The sequence below is a fragment of the Actinacidiphila acididurans genome (assembly GCF_016918855.1).
GTDB classification, from domain to species: domain Bacteria; phylum Actinomycetota; class Actinomycetes; order Streptomycetales; family Streptomycetaceae; genus Actinacidiphila; species Actinacidiphila acididurans.
In genome coordinates this window covers 248,408-263,924 of sequence record NZ_JADKYB010000005.1, presented here as the reverse complement: position 1 = coordinate 263,924, position 15,517 = coordinate 248,408, and the positions used below count along the sequence as shown (strand labels likewise).

Sequence of the window (15,517 nt, the reverse complement as noted above, 5' to 3'; positions counted from 1 at the left end):
AGCCAACGTTAAGGGGTCTTCGCGCCCGCGATCGCCGGATGCGTCGCGCCCGTCTGCGCCCGAACCGCCGTGTGGTACAGCGCCAGCACCGCGTCGTCGAAGAACGGGCTGTACGAGATCCGGTCGTCGGGTCCGCCGCCGCCTAGTCCGCCGATCAACCCGACGACGGTGCCGCTCCTGGTACGGGTGTTGTAGTCGATGATCCAGGGGCCGCCGGAGGTGCCGGTGTAGAAGCCGCCGCAGGCCATCTGCATCTGGTGCAGCCCCGGCAGCGGTCCCGTGGTGGTCGTGCAGGTGACGGCCTGGTCGGCGGGGTTGTCCTCGGCGTGCGGGTAGCCCATGACGGTGACGCGGATGCTGTAACCCGGGGTGCGGGCGAGCTTGTTGGCGCCGGTGACGTCCTCGACCCGCTGCCCGTGCGGGCCGGGGCGCACCCGGGCGAAGGCGAAGTCGTAGTCCGAGCCGGTGTCGTCGTCCGGGGTCCAGTGCGGGTCGGTGAAGACCTGGCTCACCGCCCAGATGCCGTACGGCTGCCGCGTCGCGCCCGCGCGGTAGTCGGGCACGAAGCCGATGTCGGTGCCCAGTTCGCAGTGGGCCGCGGTCAGGATCAGGTCCCGGCCCGGGCTGTCGATCACGCTCGCCGAGCAGAAGTGCGCCGTCATGTCGCCGCCGACGGAGAAGAGCATGCCCACGGTCGGGATCCCGGCGAAGTGCACCGCCGCGCCCTCCGCCGGCAGTGTGCCCAGCGCCCCCGGCCGGGCCGGCGGGGCGGCCGGGCGCCCGGATGCGGGCATGGAGTCGGCCATGCGCTCCGGCGTCCAGAACCGGGAGGCCGCCTCATTGGTCCAGCCGTCCGAACTGCGCGCGTGCCCGGCGACCGGCAGCAGCACCGCGGCCGCCGTGAACGCGGCCGTGCAGGCGAGCGGCAGCAGAAGTCGTCGCAGCACGCGCAGCCTCTCGGTCACGGGGGCGGGGTGCCGCGACATCCGGTGGAACCGGCTGCCGGTCATGCGGCTCATGATGCCCCCTGCCGGGCACGGGCGTCGCGTGCCGGCCGCGGCGCGCCGTCCGCGGCGCGCGTCCGGGTCACGCGCCTGCCTCACGCGCTGCGTGCGATCGGTCACCGCGGCATGTGGCACCGGTTCCGGACCGGCCACCTGCGGGGCATGCCGCCTCGTGCCGGCGCGTACGTCCCCGTATACGAGGACGCGGACGTCCCACGACCTCCCCCGAGGAGCGTGCGACGCCCGCGCGGGCGTGCGGTGCGGCAGGACAGCAGCGCCTGCGTCGGCCGCGGCGGCTGCTGGGCGCGGACCGGCGGGCCGCGTACGGGCGGCTACTTCGCGGGCTTGCGGCCCGTCACTCCCAGATGCACCAGGAGGGCCAGGTTCGGCTTCAGGTCGGCCTGCTTGACGCCGGTGCCGCTGAAACCTTTCTGGTGGGCCGCGACGGCGGCGAGCATGGCCACCAGCGAGGCGGCGACGGCCGGGGCGCTGACATCCTTGTCAACCCTGCCTTTGCCCTGCAGCTCCTTGATCGACTCGGTGAGGGAGCCGGTGACGGCGTTGAGGATTCTCATGCGGATCCGGTTGAACCGCTTGTCGCCCTCTGCGGCGCCGAGGTCGACGACGCGCAGGATGGCGTCGTTCTTGCGCCAGAAGGAGAGGAAGCCGTCCACGAGGTCCTCGGCCGCCTGCGTGCCGGACTTTCCGGCCCAGGAACGGCCGGCGACCAGGTCGGTCAGGCTCGCCCCCTCCTTGGCCATCTCGTCGGCGAGCTCCAGCACGGCGCCCTCGACGTCGGGGAAGTACTGATAGAACGTTGCGGGGGAGGTGCCCGCCATCCGTGCCACGTCAATGACCTTGACGTCGCGGTACGGCGACGTGCTGAGCATCTCGCCGAGGCAGTTGAGCAGCTTCTGCCGCGTCGCCTGCCCGCGGCGGCCCGCCACGCGGCCGTCGACGGTGCGAACTTGTCCTGTCATGCCGTCAGTTTACCTTCGGGTGATCAGCGCGCGATTTGACCGCGTGCAAACGGGGAGGGCCCGCTCGGGCCGGTGAATCCGCAGCTCACAGAGGCTTTTCCGGGCATTTTGAGGGCTGCCGGCGGGCGGTCGATTTGGCGTGAATGGGTGTTTTGTTACGCACTGGAGGGCGGAATTCCGGGGGCTGTGCCCGGTCGCCTCCCGGCCGTCCGGTGCGTCCCGGGCCCGGCCTCGGCCCGGTTCCGCCGGTCCCGCGCGAGCTCCTCGCCCCGCCCGGAATCGACGCATTCGACCCGCTCGAAAAATTGACCATATGTTCGATTCTTTCTCCGTGCAGTGGGGAAGATCACTGACTAACGTGGTTCACGCAGCACGACGGGCCGGCCGCCGGACGGGACGGCGGCGGCACCGGGCACCGCCACGCACGGCATGCACGCACTCACGGGAGGGACCAGGCAATGTCCGACTTCAAGGAAGGAGCGCCCTGCTGGGCGGACGTGTCCCTGCCCGATCTGGCGGCGGGACGGCGTTTCTACGGCGAACTGTTCGGCTGGACCTTCCAGGACCAGGGCGAGGAGTTCGGCCATTACACGATGGCCCAGCGGGACGGGAAGAACGCGGCGGCCCTGATGGAGAAGATGGACCCCTCCATGCCCACTGCCTGGAGCGTGTACATCGCCTCGGACGACGCGGCCAAGACCGCGGCCAAGATCACCGAGGCCGGCGGACAGCTCGCCTTCGGCCCGGACGCGATCGGCGACACCGGCGTCATGCTCGGCGCGATAGACCCCGGCGGCTCCTTCTTCGGCGTCTGGCAGGGCGGCGCCCACCCCGGCTTCGACGTCGTCAACGAGCCCGGCGCCTTCTGCTGGACCGAGAACCACACCCGCGACGCGGACGCCGTCGACGTCTTCTACGAGGCCGTCTTCGGCTACGACGCCCGGCAGATCGGCGACGGCGCCGGCTTCGACTACAAGGTCTGGACCCTGCCCGGCGACCCCGAGGCCCAGGTCGGCGGACGCATGCGGCGCGGCGAGGACCTGCCGGCCGACGTCCCCTCCGCCTTCCAGATCTACTTCGTGGTCGCCGACTGCGACGGCGCCGCGGACACCGTCCGCCGGCTCGGCGGACAGGTGGTCATGGAGCCGCAGGACTCCCCCTTCGGCCGGATGGCCATCGTCGCCGACGACCAGGGCGCGCACTTCGCCGTCATAGACGTCGAGCGCCGCACCGGCGAGATACCCGGCCAGTAGCCCCGGCGGGACACCGGCCGCCACATCCGGGCGGGCACTGTTCTCCCCGGCCGTCTTCGGCGACTCCTCGCTGCCCCCTGCTCCCTCTCGGCCCGCCCTCGGCTCAGGCTCCTGCCCGGCCTGCGCCGGGCACCTGTCACCCCATCCCGGCGACCCGCTCGGCGCGGCACCCCGGTGCCGCGCTCCCGGCGGCGGATGATAACGAGTTCGCTTTCGGGGCGTGTCGCGGACGCCCCGGGTTCGCAACCGACGCCCATCCCAGGAACAATCAGGCCCGTACCCTGGCGCGTGAGCCGGCGACGGGCCGGGGCGGGGCAGCAGAACACGGGGGAAACATCCGCGGCGACGCGGGGCACGGGGAGGTGGCAGGGCAGTGGTGGAGCAGCTTACGCAGCACGACCCGAGGCGGATCGGCCCTTTCGAGGTGCTCGGCAGGCTCGGCGCCGGCGGCATGGGGCTGGTCTATCTCGCCCGCTCGGCCTCGGGCCGCCGTGTGGCGATCAAGACCGTCCGGGCCGAACTCGCCGAGGACCAGCTCTTCCGGGTGCGGTTCACCCGTGAGGTGGAGGCCGCCCGCGCCGTCTCCGGCTTCTACACCGCCGCCGTGGTGGACGCCGACCCGCGCGCGGCCGTGCCCTGGCTCGCCACCGCCTATGTGCCGGCCCCGTCCCTGGAAGAGATCGTCAACGAGTCGGGGCCGCTGCCCGCCCAGGCCGTACGGTGGCTCGCCGCGGGCATCGCGGAGGCGCTGCAGTCGATCCACGCCGCCGGACTGGTGCACCGGGACATGAAGCCGTCGAACGTCCTGGTGGTCGAGGACGGGCCGCGGGTCATCGACTTCGGCATCGCCTCGGGAGTCTCCAACACGCGGCTGACGATGACGAACGTGGCGGTCGGCACCCCGGCCTACATGTCGCCCGAGCAGGCCCGCGACTCGCGCAGCGTGCGCGGCGCGAGCGACGTGTTCTCGCTGGGCTCCACCCTGGTGTTCGCCGCGACCGGTCACGCGCCCTTCCACGGCGCCAACCCGGTCGAGACGGTGTTCATGCTGCTGCGCGAGGGCCCGGACCTGACCGGCCTGCCCGACGAGCTGCGGCCGCTGATCGAGTCGTGCATGCGGATGGAGGCCGAGCGCCGCCCGACCCCGGCCGACCTGCAGGCGCAGCTCGCCCCGCACCTGTTCTCGGCCGGCGGTGACGACACGGGCACGGCCTCCGCCTGGCTGCCGCCCGGAGCGGTCGCGCTGATCGAGCAGCGGCGCAGCGGGCGCGGCGCGGTGCCTTCGGGTGGCCGGCGCGGCGCCCATGCCGCCGGCCCGCAGGTGCCGGTCAACGTGCCGCCGCCACCGCAGCAGCCGCCCCGGCCCGTGCAGCCGCCGCGTACGGCACCGGCCCCGGCGCCCACCCCGTTGCCGGCGGCCGCCGCCAACGGGTCCAACCACCAGAAGCCCGCCGCCGCGGGGTCCGGCCCCGCGGCGGCGGTACGGCTGGCCGGGTCCGCGCCGATCGGCCCCGGGCTGCGGGTGACCGAGGCGGCCGAGCACAAGGCGCCGGCCGGCCCGGCGCCGGGCACCGAGTGGGTGCGCCGCCGCGGGGCGCACCGGGCCGCCGACCCGGCGGTCGTACAAGGGCCGCCGTCGCAGGTCCAGGCGCCGGTGCCGCCCACCGTGCCGCCGCCGGGGGAGTGGCGCCCGTGGCGGTTCCGGATGTCCAACGACGTCTGGGGCACGCCGGTGGTGGCGAGCGGCCTGCTGTACGTCACCTCCTTCGAGGTGCACGCGCTCGACGTGGCCAGCGGGCGGCGGCAGTTCAAGACCCGGGACGTGGCCTGGACGATGGCGGTGGCCGGCGGCCGGATCCACGCCTCCGACGGCCCGCGGCTGTTCGCGCTCGACGCGGGCGACGGCGCCGAGCGGTGGCGGACCACGGTGGACGGCTGGGTGTACGCGGTCCACGCGGACGGCGGCACGGTGGCCACCGGCACGCGCGGCGGCGGCGTACAGGCGTGGGACGCCGGCACCGGCGCCCTGCGGTGGGAGCGCACCGGCGCGCAGGCGGAGTACGAGTCGCCGGACTCCGGCCCCGCGGTCGTCGGGCGCGCGGTGTACTACCAGGGCGGCGGCCGGCTGTACGCGGTGGACGCGCACAGCGGCGCGGAGCTGTGGTCGTACCCGGTGGGCGAGCCGGCGGCCGCCGGCGCCGTGCCGAGCCGGCCGGTGGTGGCGGACGGCACCGTGTATCTGGCCGCGGGGACCCGGGCGTTCGCGCTGGACGAGCGCACGGGCGCCGAGCGGTGGCACTTCGACGCGCCCGCGGTGATGTTCGCGCCCCCCACGTATGTGGCCGGGACGGGCGGTTCCGGTGGCGGCCTCTACGCGGTCGACCACCTCGGTACGGTCTACGCGCTCGATCCGGCCGACGGGCGGGACCGCTGGCGGGTGGCCACCGAGCCGCGCCAGTCGCTGGACCCGGTGCTGGTCGCCGACGGCGCGGTGTACCTCGGCGCCGGCAGCGCGCTCTACACCCTGGACGCGGTGACCGGGACCCCGAGGTGGCGGTTCGCCGCGCAGGGCGAGGTCGTGGGGTCGCCCGCGGTCGCCGCGGGGCGGGTCCACTTCGGTTCCAAGGACCACTGCCTCTACACGGTCGACGCCCAGGGCGGCCAACTCCGGTGGCGGCTGGAGACCGGCGGCGAGATCACCGGTTCCCCGGTGGTAGCCGACGGCGTGGTGTACGCCTGCTCCAAGGACCGCTGCGTCTACGCCCTCGACGCGGCCAAGGGCACCGGCGGCAGCGCCCGCCGGGCGACCCAGGCGTAATTCCGGCTCCGCATCCGCGGGTCCGCACGTACCGCACCGTGCTGCCGGAACGCGGCCCGTACGCTGCTCGTTCGCGGCCCGCCCGTACCGCCCGCCCGCCCGTACCGTACGCCCGCTCGTATCGTTCCCCCGTAGCAGCCGCCAGCACCGTCCGCCCGTACCCGCTCGCGCCCCGGCCCCCCTTGCACGCAAAAGGGACTGACCGCGGCGCCCCCTCCGCGCCGCGGTCAGTCTCGTGAACGGCCCCCCGGGACATGTGCTTGGCCCCCCAAGCATTCCCGGGTTCCCCTGGGCCGCTTCCCCCTTGGTCCCCCCGTTTCCCCCTTGATCCCCCGTCTTCCCCGTGGCCCATCCCCCGGTGACCCCGGCCCCCCTTGAACGGCTCGGGTGTCAGTGGGTAGGTCGGTCAGCCCTTGGGAGCGGAGTCGTTGTACTGGTTGTTCGGCTGCACGCCGCCCGGCTTCGCCGTCTTCGGCGCGGTCGGGGCCGTGACGCCCTCGGCCAGCTCAGGGGCGATGATGTCGTTGTACTGGTTGTCGGGCTTGTTCGTGCCGTCCGTCGGGGCCGTGGCAACCGGCTCGCCGGGCACGCTCGAGTCGGCCGGCGGAATGTCGTTGCTCATGATTTGCTCCTGTGCTTTGGGGACGTGCAGTTGCCGCGCGCCCGCCCGGTGGCAACCCCCGTGTGCCGCCGGGCGGGCAGCTCATGTGCAGTGATGGAATCGTGGCAGGCGCCGATAATCAACCGATAAACGGACCCGTTGCCTACCGTGGGCAGTGCTGTTACCGGGCCACGAGGTTGTTGTTATACGGCCACAGACGCCGACGATGACGACGCCTCACCACCGAGCAGGCGGCGCACCTCGTCCGCCTCCGGGGACCCGAGAGCTGCGTAGATGCCCAGCGCGTCGCGCCAGCAGGCGTGGGCGCGTACCGGCTGGTCCAGCCGGGCCAGCGCACGGCCCAGCATGGTCAGGGCGTTGGCCGTCCGCCATTCGCCGCCCACCTCGCGCAGGATCACCAGGGCCTGCTCGACGTGCGAGGCGGCCTCACGCCACCGACCCGACGCCAGATATACGCCGGCCAGCCGGTAGAGGGTCATGCCCTCCCAGAACTGCTGCCGGGACTCCCGGAAGATGGGCAGCGCCTCGGTCAGGCAGGCCATCGCCTCGTCCAGCCGGCCGGTCGAGGTCAGCGGAATGCTGAGCGCGTACAGCCCGTTGCCCAGGCCCCGCCCGCTGTCGAGTTCCCGGTGGATCGCCAGGACCTGCTGGCAGGTCGCCACAGCGGCGACCGGGTCGTTCAGACCGAGCTGCGCCCACCCCAGGTTGGCCAGCGCCGACGCCTCGCCGTGCTTGTTGTGGTCCGCGCGGAACGCCTCCAGCGCGGCGGTGTGGAAGGCGGCGCACTCCTCGAAGCGGCGGTCCTTGTACGCGATGATGCCGCGTACGTTGGGGGCGTAACTGCACGTCAGCGGATCCGCGGCGGCCTGCCCGACCACCTGGGCGAGCCGTGCCTCCTCGTCGCTCTCGGCGAACAGGCCGTTCATCCTGAGCAGTTGGGCGACCAGCACCCGGGCCCGGCCCTCCACCAGCTCGTCGGCGCAGTCGTGCGACGTCGTCACCAGGGCGCGCGCCGCCTGCTCGTACTGCCGGGGGTAGATCCCGGACTCCATCAGGTCCCACGCGGCCAGCATCAGGTCCACCGCCCGCCGGGTCCGGCCCTGGCAGCCGCCGTCGGCCGCCTGCTGGACCGCCGCGAGCAGCGCCTGCCCCTCGGCGAACAGCCAGTCCAAGGCGCCCTCCCGAGTGGCGAAGGACAGGCCGGTGCGCCGGGTGGGCGCCAGGTGGTCCAGCATCCGGTCGCCCGGGCTCTCCAGCGCGTAGGCGTTGGCGGCGGAGGCGAGGTAGAAGTCCAGCAGCCGGGAAAGCGCCTCGCAGCGTGTGATGTCGCTCTCGTCGTGTTCGGCGCGTTCGCGGGCGTAGAGGCGCAGCAGGTCGTGGAAGCGGTAGCGGGCGGGCGCGGCGGATTCGATGAGGCTGATGTCGACCAGGGCCTCGAGGAGTTCCTCGGTGGCGTACGGGTCGAGGTCGAGGACGGCCGCGGCCGCGTCGAGGGAGATGTCGGGGCCGTCGGGCAGGGACAGCAGGCGGAAGGCGCGGGCCTGGGCGGGGGAGAGGTGGCCGTAGCCGAGGGCGAAGGTGGCTTTGACGGCGAGGTCTCCGGCGCGCAGTTCGTCCAGGCGGCGGCGGTGGTCGGCGAGCTTGCGGGCCAGGACGGAGACGGTCCAGGTGCGGCGGGCGGCAAGGCGCGCGGCGGCGATGCGGATGGCCAGCGGCAGGAAGCCGCAGGCGGCGACCACGTCCAGGGCGGCCTGGCGCTCGGAGCGGACGCGTTCCTCGCCCACGATCCGGGTGAAGAGCTGCAGGGCTTCTTCCGGCGACATCACGTCGAGGTCCACCAGGTGCGCGCCGGCCAGGTCCACCATCCGCACCCGGCTGGTCACCAGCGCCGCGCACCCGGGCGTGCCGGGCAGCAACTGCCGAATCTGCGCGGCGTCGTAGGCGTTGTCCAGCAGCGTCAGCACCCGGCGCCCGTTCAGCGTCGAGCGGTAGAGCGCCGCCCGCTCGGCCAGCGTCTCGGGGATCGCGGCGTTGGGCACGCCGAGCGCGCGCAGGAAGGCGCCGAGTACCGCCTCGGGCTCGGCCGGGCGGGCGTCGGTGCCCTGGAGGTCCACGTACAACTGCCCGTCGGGGAAGTCGTCCTTGGCCGCGTGCGCGACGTGCACCGCCAGCGTGGTCTTGCCCACCCCGCCGATGCCGGCGACCGCGGAGACCGCCATCACACCGCCGTCGTGCTGCGACGCCGCCGAGAGCTGCTCGCCCAGTTCCCGCACCATCGTCACCCGCCCGGTGAAGTCCGGGACGGTGGCCGGAAGCTGCGCCGGCCGGACGATCTCGGCCGGGCCCGCCTGGGCCGAGGGCGGTGCGGCCAGCGCCGGATCGGCCTCCAGGATGCGCTGGTGGAGTTCGGACAGCTCGGCCGACGGGTCGATGCCGAGGTCGTCGGCGAGCAGGCGGCGGGTGTCGGCGTACAGGCCCAGCGCCTCGGCCTGGCGGCCGCTGCGGTAGAGCGCGAGCATCAGCAGGGCGCGCAGGCGCTCCCGCAGCGGGTGTTCGGCGGACAGGGCGGTCAGTTCGGAGACGGCCTCGGCGTGGGCGCCCAGATCCAGGTCGAGTTCGAAGCGGGTCTCGATCAGGCTCAGGTGCCACTCGGCGAGCCGGGTGCGCTGGGTCTCGGCGTACGGGCCGGGCAGGCCGGCCAGCGGCTCGCCGTGCCACATCTCCAGGGCGGTGCCCAGCAGTTCACGGGCCCGGGCCGGATCGGCGGCGCGGACCTTGTCGGCCTCGCCGGCCATCCGCTCGACCACCGAGTGGTCCAGCCGCTCGGGGGCCACCCGCAGCGCGTAGCCGCCGGAGTCGGTGACCAGGGCGGTGGGGCCGAGCGCCTTGCGCAGCCGGAAGGCGTACGAACGCAGGGCGGCGAGCGCGGTGTTGGGCGGTGTCTCGCCCCATACGGCGTCCACCAGCTCCGACGCGGTGGCCGTGCGGCCGCCGCGCAGCAGCAGCGCGGCGAGCAGGGCACGCTGCTGCGGCGCACCGGTGACGATCGGCTCGTCGCCACGCCAGGCACGAACCGGACCGAGGACCGCGAACCGCAGGCCGTCGTCGCCCGGCTCCGTCCTGGTATGCATCTCTGCCCCCTGAACCACCCGCGGTCCGGTGTCCCCCGAGCCCCCGGCTCTGCGCGCGTATATCTATCGTTCATCGCTCGACGGAACAGTGTCCGCATGGCACGTGGAGCCGGGAGTTCGGCCCCGTCCGTGTCAGTTTGCCGTGTCCGGCCGTTCAGGTCACCCCGTGCCGGGTCCTGATCCAGCCGTACGGCCAAAGTTGGTCCGAATCGAAGGTTCCGTCTGTGCGTGCGCGGAGGTTGTGCTGTGTGGGGGTCGTTCGTGCCCGTGTGTCGTCGGCGACTGGGCGGGTGACGGGGACGTCATGTGCGCATGGTGCGAGGGGGCCTCGGGGGCCCCGGAACGGACGGTGCGCCCGCTCACGGCGCCGGCCTCGGCGTTCGGGCCCTGGGCGGCGGACGCGGTGAGCGGCGACGGGGAGGACCGGCCGGAGGGCAGGTCCGGCCGGTCCGGCCGCGGCGGCGGCGGTCCGCGCGCCCGGTCCGGCGACATGGTCCGGCTGCCCGGCCCGATGCTGCGGTACCGCGCCGCCCGCCGCCCGCAGGGCGTGCCCGTGCTGCCCTACGACGGCGACGCGGCCACCGGAACGGCCGGGTGCAACTTCGCCGAACTCGACCGGCGGGCCCGGGCGATAGCCTCCCGCCTGGGCAGCCGGCTCCAGCCCGGCAGCCGCGTGATGCTGGTCTACCCGCAGGGCCCGGACCTGGCCGGCGCCTTCTTCGGCTGCCTGTACGCGGGGATGGCCGCGGTGCCGCTGGTGCTGTCCTCGCCGGGCGCCACCGAGGGGGTCTCCCGCGCGGTGCGCCGCTGCCGGCCCGACCTGGTGCTCACCGGCTCCGACCGGTGGACGCCGCTGGCCGTGGACCGCAGCCGCACCGAGGTCGTGGAGGCCGACGGGATACGGGTGGACGGCGAGCCGGTGTGGCGGCTGGCCCAGCAGTGGAAGCCGGTCGGCGTCCTGCCGGCGGCGGCCGCGTACCACCGCTACCACGACGACGGCGCGGCCGGCGGGCGCCTGGAGGCGGCCATGGCGCACTGCGATCTGTCGGACGTGATGGGCGAACTCGCCCAAGCCGTCCGGCTGGGCACCGACGAGGAGAATGTCGGCTGGATTGCGGCGGTGCACGGCGTCGAGGACGCGGTCTGGCGCATCCTGCTGCCGATACGGACCTTCACCGGGTGACGGCCGGGGTGCGGGCGGCCCTCTCTGCCGGCCGCCCGCACCCGCCCGTCATCGTTTGTCCCCGCGCTACTGCCGCCCGAGCCAGATCGGGTTGGTGATCGCCGCCGCGCCGCCCGGCAGCAGGCTGCCGGGGGACACCGGGTGGCGCAGTTCGGCGCGGACGTAGGCGGCCAGCGACGCGGTGGTCCGCCACTCCAGGACGCCGGATTCCGGCAGCGGCTCGGCGAGCATCTGGCCCTCGTCGGTGAGCAGCCGCACCAGGGCGCCGGGGACGCCGCCGCCCGTCACCCGTACGGTGACCGGCGCGTCCGGGCCGACGGGCAGCCGGCCGCCGATGTCCGCGTGCTCGCCGTTGGGGCCGGTGGCGGTGAAGGAGAGTTGCACCGCGGAGGACTCGGCGATCCAGGAGCGGCCGGCCCGGATGCCGGCCAGCAGGGAGCGGCGGTCCAGGCCGTCGGCGAGCACCACGGTCTGCGGCAGGCCCACCACGTCCGGGTCGCGGTGGGCGTCGGAGTTGCCCATCGCCGGGATCCAGTGGCCGTCGCCGCGCCGGGCCGCGCCGGTGAGCAGGTTGTCCCAGGTGAGCAGGGTCGCCTCGTCGTCCAGCGTCCAGGTGCCGTTCCACACCTCGACGGCGTCGGCGTTGTCGTAGCCGAACTTCCACTGGCTGGCCAGGCTCATCCCGTACGGGTGGGCGGGCACCACGATGCCGCCGGCCCGCCGGATCTGCTTGGCGAACCGGTCGAACGCGTCGTCACGGGCCCGGTAGCGCCAGTCGATCCACTCGCCGCCGTCCAGGCCGATGGCCAGGTAGTGGCCGTTGCGGGTGGTGACCTCCTCGCCGGTGAGGATGAGCAGGTCGTCTCCCGCGTGCGGGCCGAGGTAGGCGTGCGCGCCATTGGTGTTGTGGTCACTGGAATTGATGAAGTCCAGCCCGGCGGCCCGGGCCAGCGCCGCCAGGTCGTCCAGGGTGCGCTTGCCGTCGGAGTAGACGGTGTGCAGGTGGCAGTCGCCGCGGTACCAGTCGCGGCCGCGCCCGGGGGCGTGGTCCGGCGGATACTGCGGCGCCACCGGGGTGGCCGGCTCGCCCATGCTCAGCGTCACCGTCACCGAGTAGTCCATGCCCTGCGGCGCCACGGTGTACGGGCCGAGCACCACGTGCCAGGTGCCGGGCTGCACCGGCCCGGCCAGGTAGCCGGGCGTCGCCTGGTCGGCGGCGATGGCGAACTCGGTGCGGGCCCCACCGGACCAGCCGCGGAAGCCCTTCCCGCCCAGTTCGGTGCCGCGCTGGTCGAAGATGCCGATGTCGCACGCGTTGCCGAGGGTGCCGGCCGGCACCTGCGGGGTGTCGTAGCCGTACGACACCGCGATCTGCCGCACCCCGCGCGGCACCTCCACCGGCAGGTACACGAAGTCGGCCACGCCGGTGGGCAGATGGCCGGTGACGGTCCTGGTCACGTCGGAGCCGCTGCCGCCGCCGGAGGGCGAGGCGGGCCCGGTTGCGCCTGCGAAGTCCACAGGAGCCAGGGTAAGGACGCCGGTCGCGCCGGCAAGAGCGGAGAGCTTCAGTACGTCGCGTCGGTCCATGACGGTACGGTCCCGGCGGCGGGTGACGCGGGCGTGGCGGCGCCGCGTGCGACAGGCTGCGGGGAAGTGGACTGCTGCCGCACCCGTCCCGCCCGTATCACCCGTGACCGGTCCCGGACTCACTCGCGGGGATGATCCGGTGACGCCTCGTCCGGTGCGCAGCGGGCCTGGTGGGCGCCGCAATCGGCGTCCTATTCCCGCAACTACCCCGTTCGCCGGGTGAGAATGGCGACAGTCGTACGACCGCGGTCCGGCTTGTCGGGCACCCCCGAATGTCGGTGGGGCCACCTATATTCGGGGAATGACCGTGCCGCCCACCGCAACCGCCATGCGCCGCGCCCTGCACCGCGCTGAAGGAGGCGTCGCCCTCGACGTCTCCGAGGCCGCGGTGCTCCTCCAGGCCCGCGCCGAGGACCTGACCCGGCTGACCGCCACCGCCGCCCGGGTGCGCGACGCCGGCCTGGCGGCCGCCCGCCGCCCGGGCGTCATCACGTACTCCCGCAAGGTGTTCATCCCGCTCACCCGCCTGTGCCGCGACAAGTGCCACTACTGCACCTTCGTCACGGTCCCCGGCCGGCTGCGCCGCGAGGGCCACGGCATGTACCTGTCGCCGGACGAGGTGCTGGACATCGCCCGCCGCGGCGCCGAGATGGGCTGCAAGGAGGCGCTGTTCACCCTCGGTGACCGCCCCGAGGACCGCTGGCCCGAGGCCCGCGAGTGGCTGGACGCGCACGGGTACGACGACACGCTCGCCTATGTGCGCGCCATGTCCGTGCGCGTGCTGGAGGAGACCGGGCTGCTGCCGCACCTCAACCCCGGCGTGCTCAGCTGGACCGACCTGCAGCGCCTGAAGCCCGTCGCGCCCTCCATGGGCATGATGCTGGAGACCAGCGCCACCCGGCTGTGGTCCGAGCCGGGCATGCCGCACTACGGCTCGCCGGACAAGGAGCCCGCGGTGCGGCTGCGCGTCCTGGAGGACGCCGGCCGCTCCAACGTGCCCTTCACCACCGGCATCCTGATCGGCATCGGCGAGACGTACGAGGAGCGCGCCGAGTCGCTGTTCGCGATCCGCCGCACCTCCCGCCGCTACCACGGCATCCAGGAGGTCATCGTCCAGAACTTCCGGGCCAAGCCGGACACCGCCATGCGCGGCATGCCCGACGCGGAACTGGAGGAACTGGCCGCCGCCATCGCCGTGGCCCGGATCGTGCTCGGCCCGGCCGCCCGCATCCAGGCGCCGCCGAACCTGGTGGACGGGGAGTACGCGCGCTTCATCGAGGCAGGCATCGACGACTGGGGCGGCGTCTCCCCGCTCACCCCGGACCACGTCAACCCCGAGCGGCCCTGGCCGCAGATCGACGAACTCGCCGCGCACACCGCCCGGGCCGGCTTCACCCTCAAGGAACGCCTCACCATCTACCCGGAGTTCGTCCAGCGCGGCGAGCCCTGGCTCGACCCGCGGCTGCTGCCGCACGTACAGGCGCTGGCCGACCCGGTCACGGGCCTGGCCCGCGAGGACGCGGTCGTCGAGGGCCGGCCCTGGCAGGAGCCGGAGGCGCCGCTGACCACCTCCGGCCGCGCCGACCTGCACCGCACCATCGACACCACCGGCCGCAGCGCGGACCGCCGCGAGGACTTCGACGAGGTGTACGGCGACTGGGCCGAGCTGCGCGAGCAGGCCGCGCCCGGGCTGGTGCCCGACCGGGTCGACGCGGACGTCAAGGCCGCGCTGTCCACCGCCGCCGACGACCCCACCCGGCTCACCGACGCCCAGGCACTCGCCCTGCTGCACGCCGACGGCCCGGCCCTGGACGCCCTGTGCCGCATTGCCGACGACCTGCGCCGGGACGTGGTGGGCGACGATGTCACCTACATCGTCACCAGGAACATCAACTTCACCAACGTCTGCTACACCGGCTGCCGGTTCTGCGCCTTCGCCCAGCGCCGCACCGACGCCGACGCGTACACCCTGTCGATGGACCAGGTCGCCGACCGGGCCGAGCAGGCGTGGCAGGTGGGCGCCACCGAGGTGTGCATGCAGGGCGGCATCCACCCGGACCTGCCCGGCACCGCGTACTTCGACATCGCCCGCGCGGTCAAGGAGCGCGTGCCCGGCATGCACGTGCACGCCTACTCCCCGATGGAGGTCGTCAACGGCGCGACCCGCACCGGGATGTCCATCCGCGACTGGCTGACCGCCGCCAAGGAGGCGGGCCTGGACTCCATCCCCGGCACCGCCGCCGAGATCCTGGACGACGAGGTGCGCTGGGTCCTCACCAAGGGCAAGCTGCCCACCGCCACCTGGGTCGAGGTCGTCACCACCGCCCACGAACTGGGCCTGCGCTCCTCGTCCACCATGATGTACGGGCACGTGGACCAGCCGCACCACTGGCTCGGCCACCTGCGGCTGCTGGCCCGCATCCAGCAGCAGACCGGCGGCTTCACCGAGTTCGTGACGCTGCCCTTCATCCACACCAACGCGCCGGTCTACCTGGCCGGCATCGCCCGCCCCGGCCCGACCGCCCGCGACAACCGCGCGGTGACCGCGATGGCCCGCCTGCTGCTGCACCCGCACATCACCAACATCCAGACCAGCTGGGTCAAGCTGGGCACCGAGGGCGCCGCCGAGATGCTCCGCAGCGGCGCCAACGACCTGGGCGGCACCCTGATGGAGGAGACCATCTCCCGGATGGCCGGCTCCAGTTACGGCTCCTACCGCTCCATCCGCGACCTGGTCGCCATAGCGGAGGCCGCCGACCGCCCGGCCCGCCAGCGCACCACCCTCTACGGCGAGGTCCCGGCCGAGCGCATCGCGGCCGGCCTGGCGTCCGACGGGCACCTGCCGGAGCTGCTGCCGGTCCTGGGCGACTGAGCAAGAGGCCGCCGCGGCCGTGTCACCGGTACGGACCGGTGGCACGGCCGCACGCTCCGGAGAATTC

At 73.8% G+C, this 15,517-nt stretch carries 9 protein-coding genes; 4 read left to right on the top strand and 5 right to left on the bottom strand.

The window, feature by feature from the left end:
• Positions 1-8 precede the first annotated feature (8 nt).
• Positions 9-1,010, bottom strand: coding sequence for a trypsin-like serine peptidase (locus tag ITX44_RS11350; protein WP_236060383.1), 1,002 nt, complete (start codon positions 1,008-1,010; stop codon positions 9-11).
• A gap of 326 nt (positions 1,011-1,336) precedes the next feature.
• Positions 1,337-1,984: a TetR family transcriptional regulator gene (locus tag ITX44_RS11345; RefSeq protein WP_205356985.1), complete on the bottom strand. Its 648-nt coding sequence runs from the start codon at positions 1,982-1,984 to the stop codon at positions 1,337-1,339.
• 458 nt (positions 1,985-2,442) lie between these two features.
• Here ITX44_RS11345 and ITX44_RS11340 point away from each other — a divergent pair, with 458 nt between their 5' ends.
• Together ITX44_RS11340 and afsK are read left to right on the top strand one after the other, a co-directional pair.
• On the top strand, positions 2,443-3,237 hold the full coding sequence (locus ITX44_RS11340; protein ID WP_205356984.1) for a VOC family protein: 795 nt from the start codon (positions 2,443-2,445) through the stop codon (positions 3,235-3,237).
• A gap of 373 nt (positions 3,238-3,610) precedes the next feature.
• On the top strand, positions 3,611-6,055 hold the full coding sequence (afsK, locus tag ITX44_RS11335; protein ID WP_205356983.1) for a protein serine/threonine kinase AfsK: 2,445 nt from the start codon (positions 3,611-3,613) through the stop codon (positions 6,053-6,055).
• A 406-nt stretch (positions 6,056-6,461) separates the two neighbouring features.
• Here the strand turns inward: afsK and ITX44_RS11330 are convergent, their stop codons facing one another.
• Both ITX44_RS11330 and afsR read right to left on the bottom strand, forming a co-directional pair.
• Positions 6,462-6,677: a hypothetical protein gene (locus tag ITX44_RS11330; protein ID WP_205356982.1), complete on the bottom strand. Its 216-nt coding sequence runs from the start codon at positions 6,675-6,677 to the stop codon at positions 6,462-6,464.
• Positions 6,678-6,859: 182 nt separating this feature from the next.
• Positions 6,860-9,808 carry an SARP-family global regulator AfsR gene (gene afsR / locus ITX44_RS11325; protein ID WP_205356981.1) on the bottom strand — a complete coding sequence of 983 codons (2,949 nt, stop codon included), beginning with the start codon at positions 9,806-9,808 and terminating at the stop codon, positions 6,860-6,862.
• Positions 9,809-10,157: 349 nt separating this feature from the next.
• Between afsR and ITX44_RS11320 the strand changes: the two genes are divergently transcribed.
• Positions 10,158-10,991, top strand: a complete 834-nt coding sequence (locus ITX44_RS11320; RefSeq protein WP_307795209.1) for an AMP-binding protein — start codon at positions 10,158-10,160, stop codon at positions 10,989-10,991.
• A gap of 66 nt (positions 10,992-11,057) precedes the next feature.
• Here ITX44_RS11320 and ITX44_RS11315 read toward each other — a convergent pair whose 3' ends face one another.
• Positions 11,058-12,578 carry a CehA/McbA family metallohydrolase gene (locus tag ITX44_RS11315; protein WP_205356980.1) on the bottom strand — a complete coding sequence of 507 codons (1,521 nt, stop codon included), beginning with the start codon at positions 12,576-12,578 and terminating at the stop codon, positions 11,058-11,060.
• Between the two features lie 301 nt (positions 12,579-12,879).
• Here ITX44_RS11315 and ITX44_RS11310 point away from each other — a divergent pair, with 301 nt between their 5' ends.
• Positions 12,880-15,450, top strand: coding sequence for a bifunctional FO biosynthesis protein CofGH (locus ITX44_RS11310; RefSeq protein WP_205356979.1), 2,571 nt, complete (start codon positions 12,880-12,882; stop codon positions 15,448-15,450).
• The last annotated feature ends 67 nt before the right edge of the window (positions 15,451-15,517 follow it).

What these genes read in the sequence shown, in the direction of transcription:
- ITX44_RS11340 (WP_205356984.1), top strand. Translation starts at nt 2,443, where the DNA reads ATGTCCGACTTCAAGGAAGGAGCGCCCTGCTGGGCGGACGTGTCCCTG.
- afsR (WP_205356981.1), bottom strand. Translation starts at nt 9,808, where the DNA reads ATGCATACCAGGACGGAGCCGGGCGACGACGGCCTGCGGTTCGCGGTC.
- ITX44_RS11310 (WP_205356979.1), top strand. Translation starts at nt 12,880, where the DNA reads ATGACCGTGCCGCCCACCGCAACCGCCATGCGCCGCGCCCTGCACCGC.
- ITX44_RS11350 (WP_236060383.1), bottom strand. Translation starts at nt 1,010, where the DNA reads ATGACCGGCAGCCGGTTCCACCGGATGTCGCGGCACCCCGCCCCCGTG.
- ITX44_RS11315 (WP_205356980.1), bottom strand. Translation starts at nt 12,578, where the DNA reads ATGGACCGACGCGACGTACTGAAGCTCTCCGCTCTTGCCGGCGCGACC.
- ITX44_RS11345 (WP_205356985.1), bottom strand. Translation starts at nt 1,984, where the DNA reads ATGACAGGACAAGTTCGCACCGTCGACGGCCGCGTGGCGGGCCGCCGC.
- ITX44_RS11330 (WP_205356982.1), bottom strand. Translation starts at nt 6,677, where the DNA reads ATGAGCAACGACATTCCGCCGGCCGACTCGAGCGTGCCCGGCGAGCCG.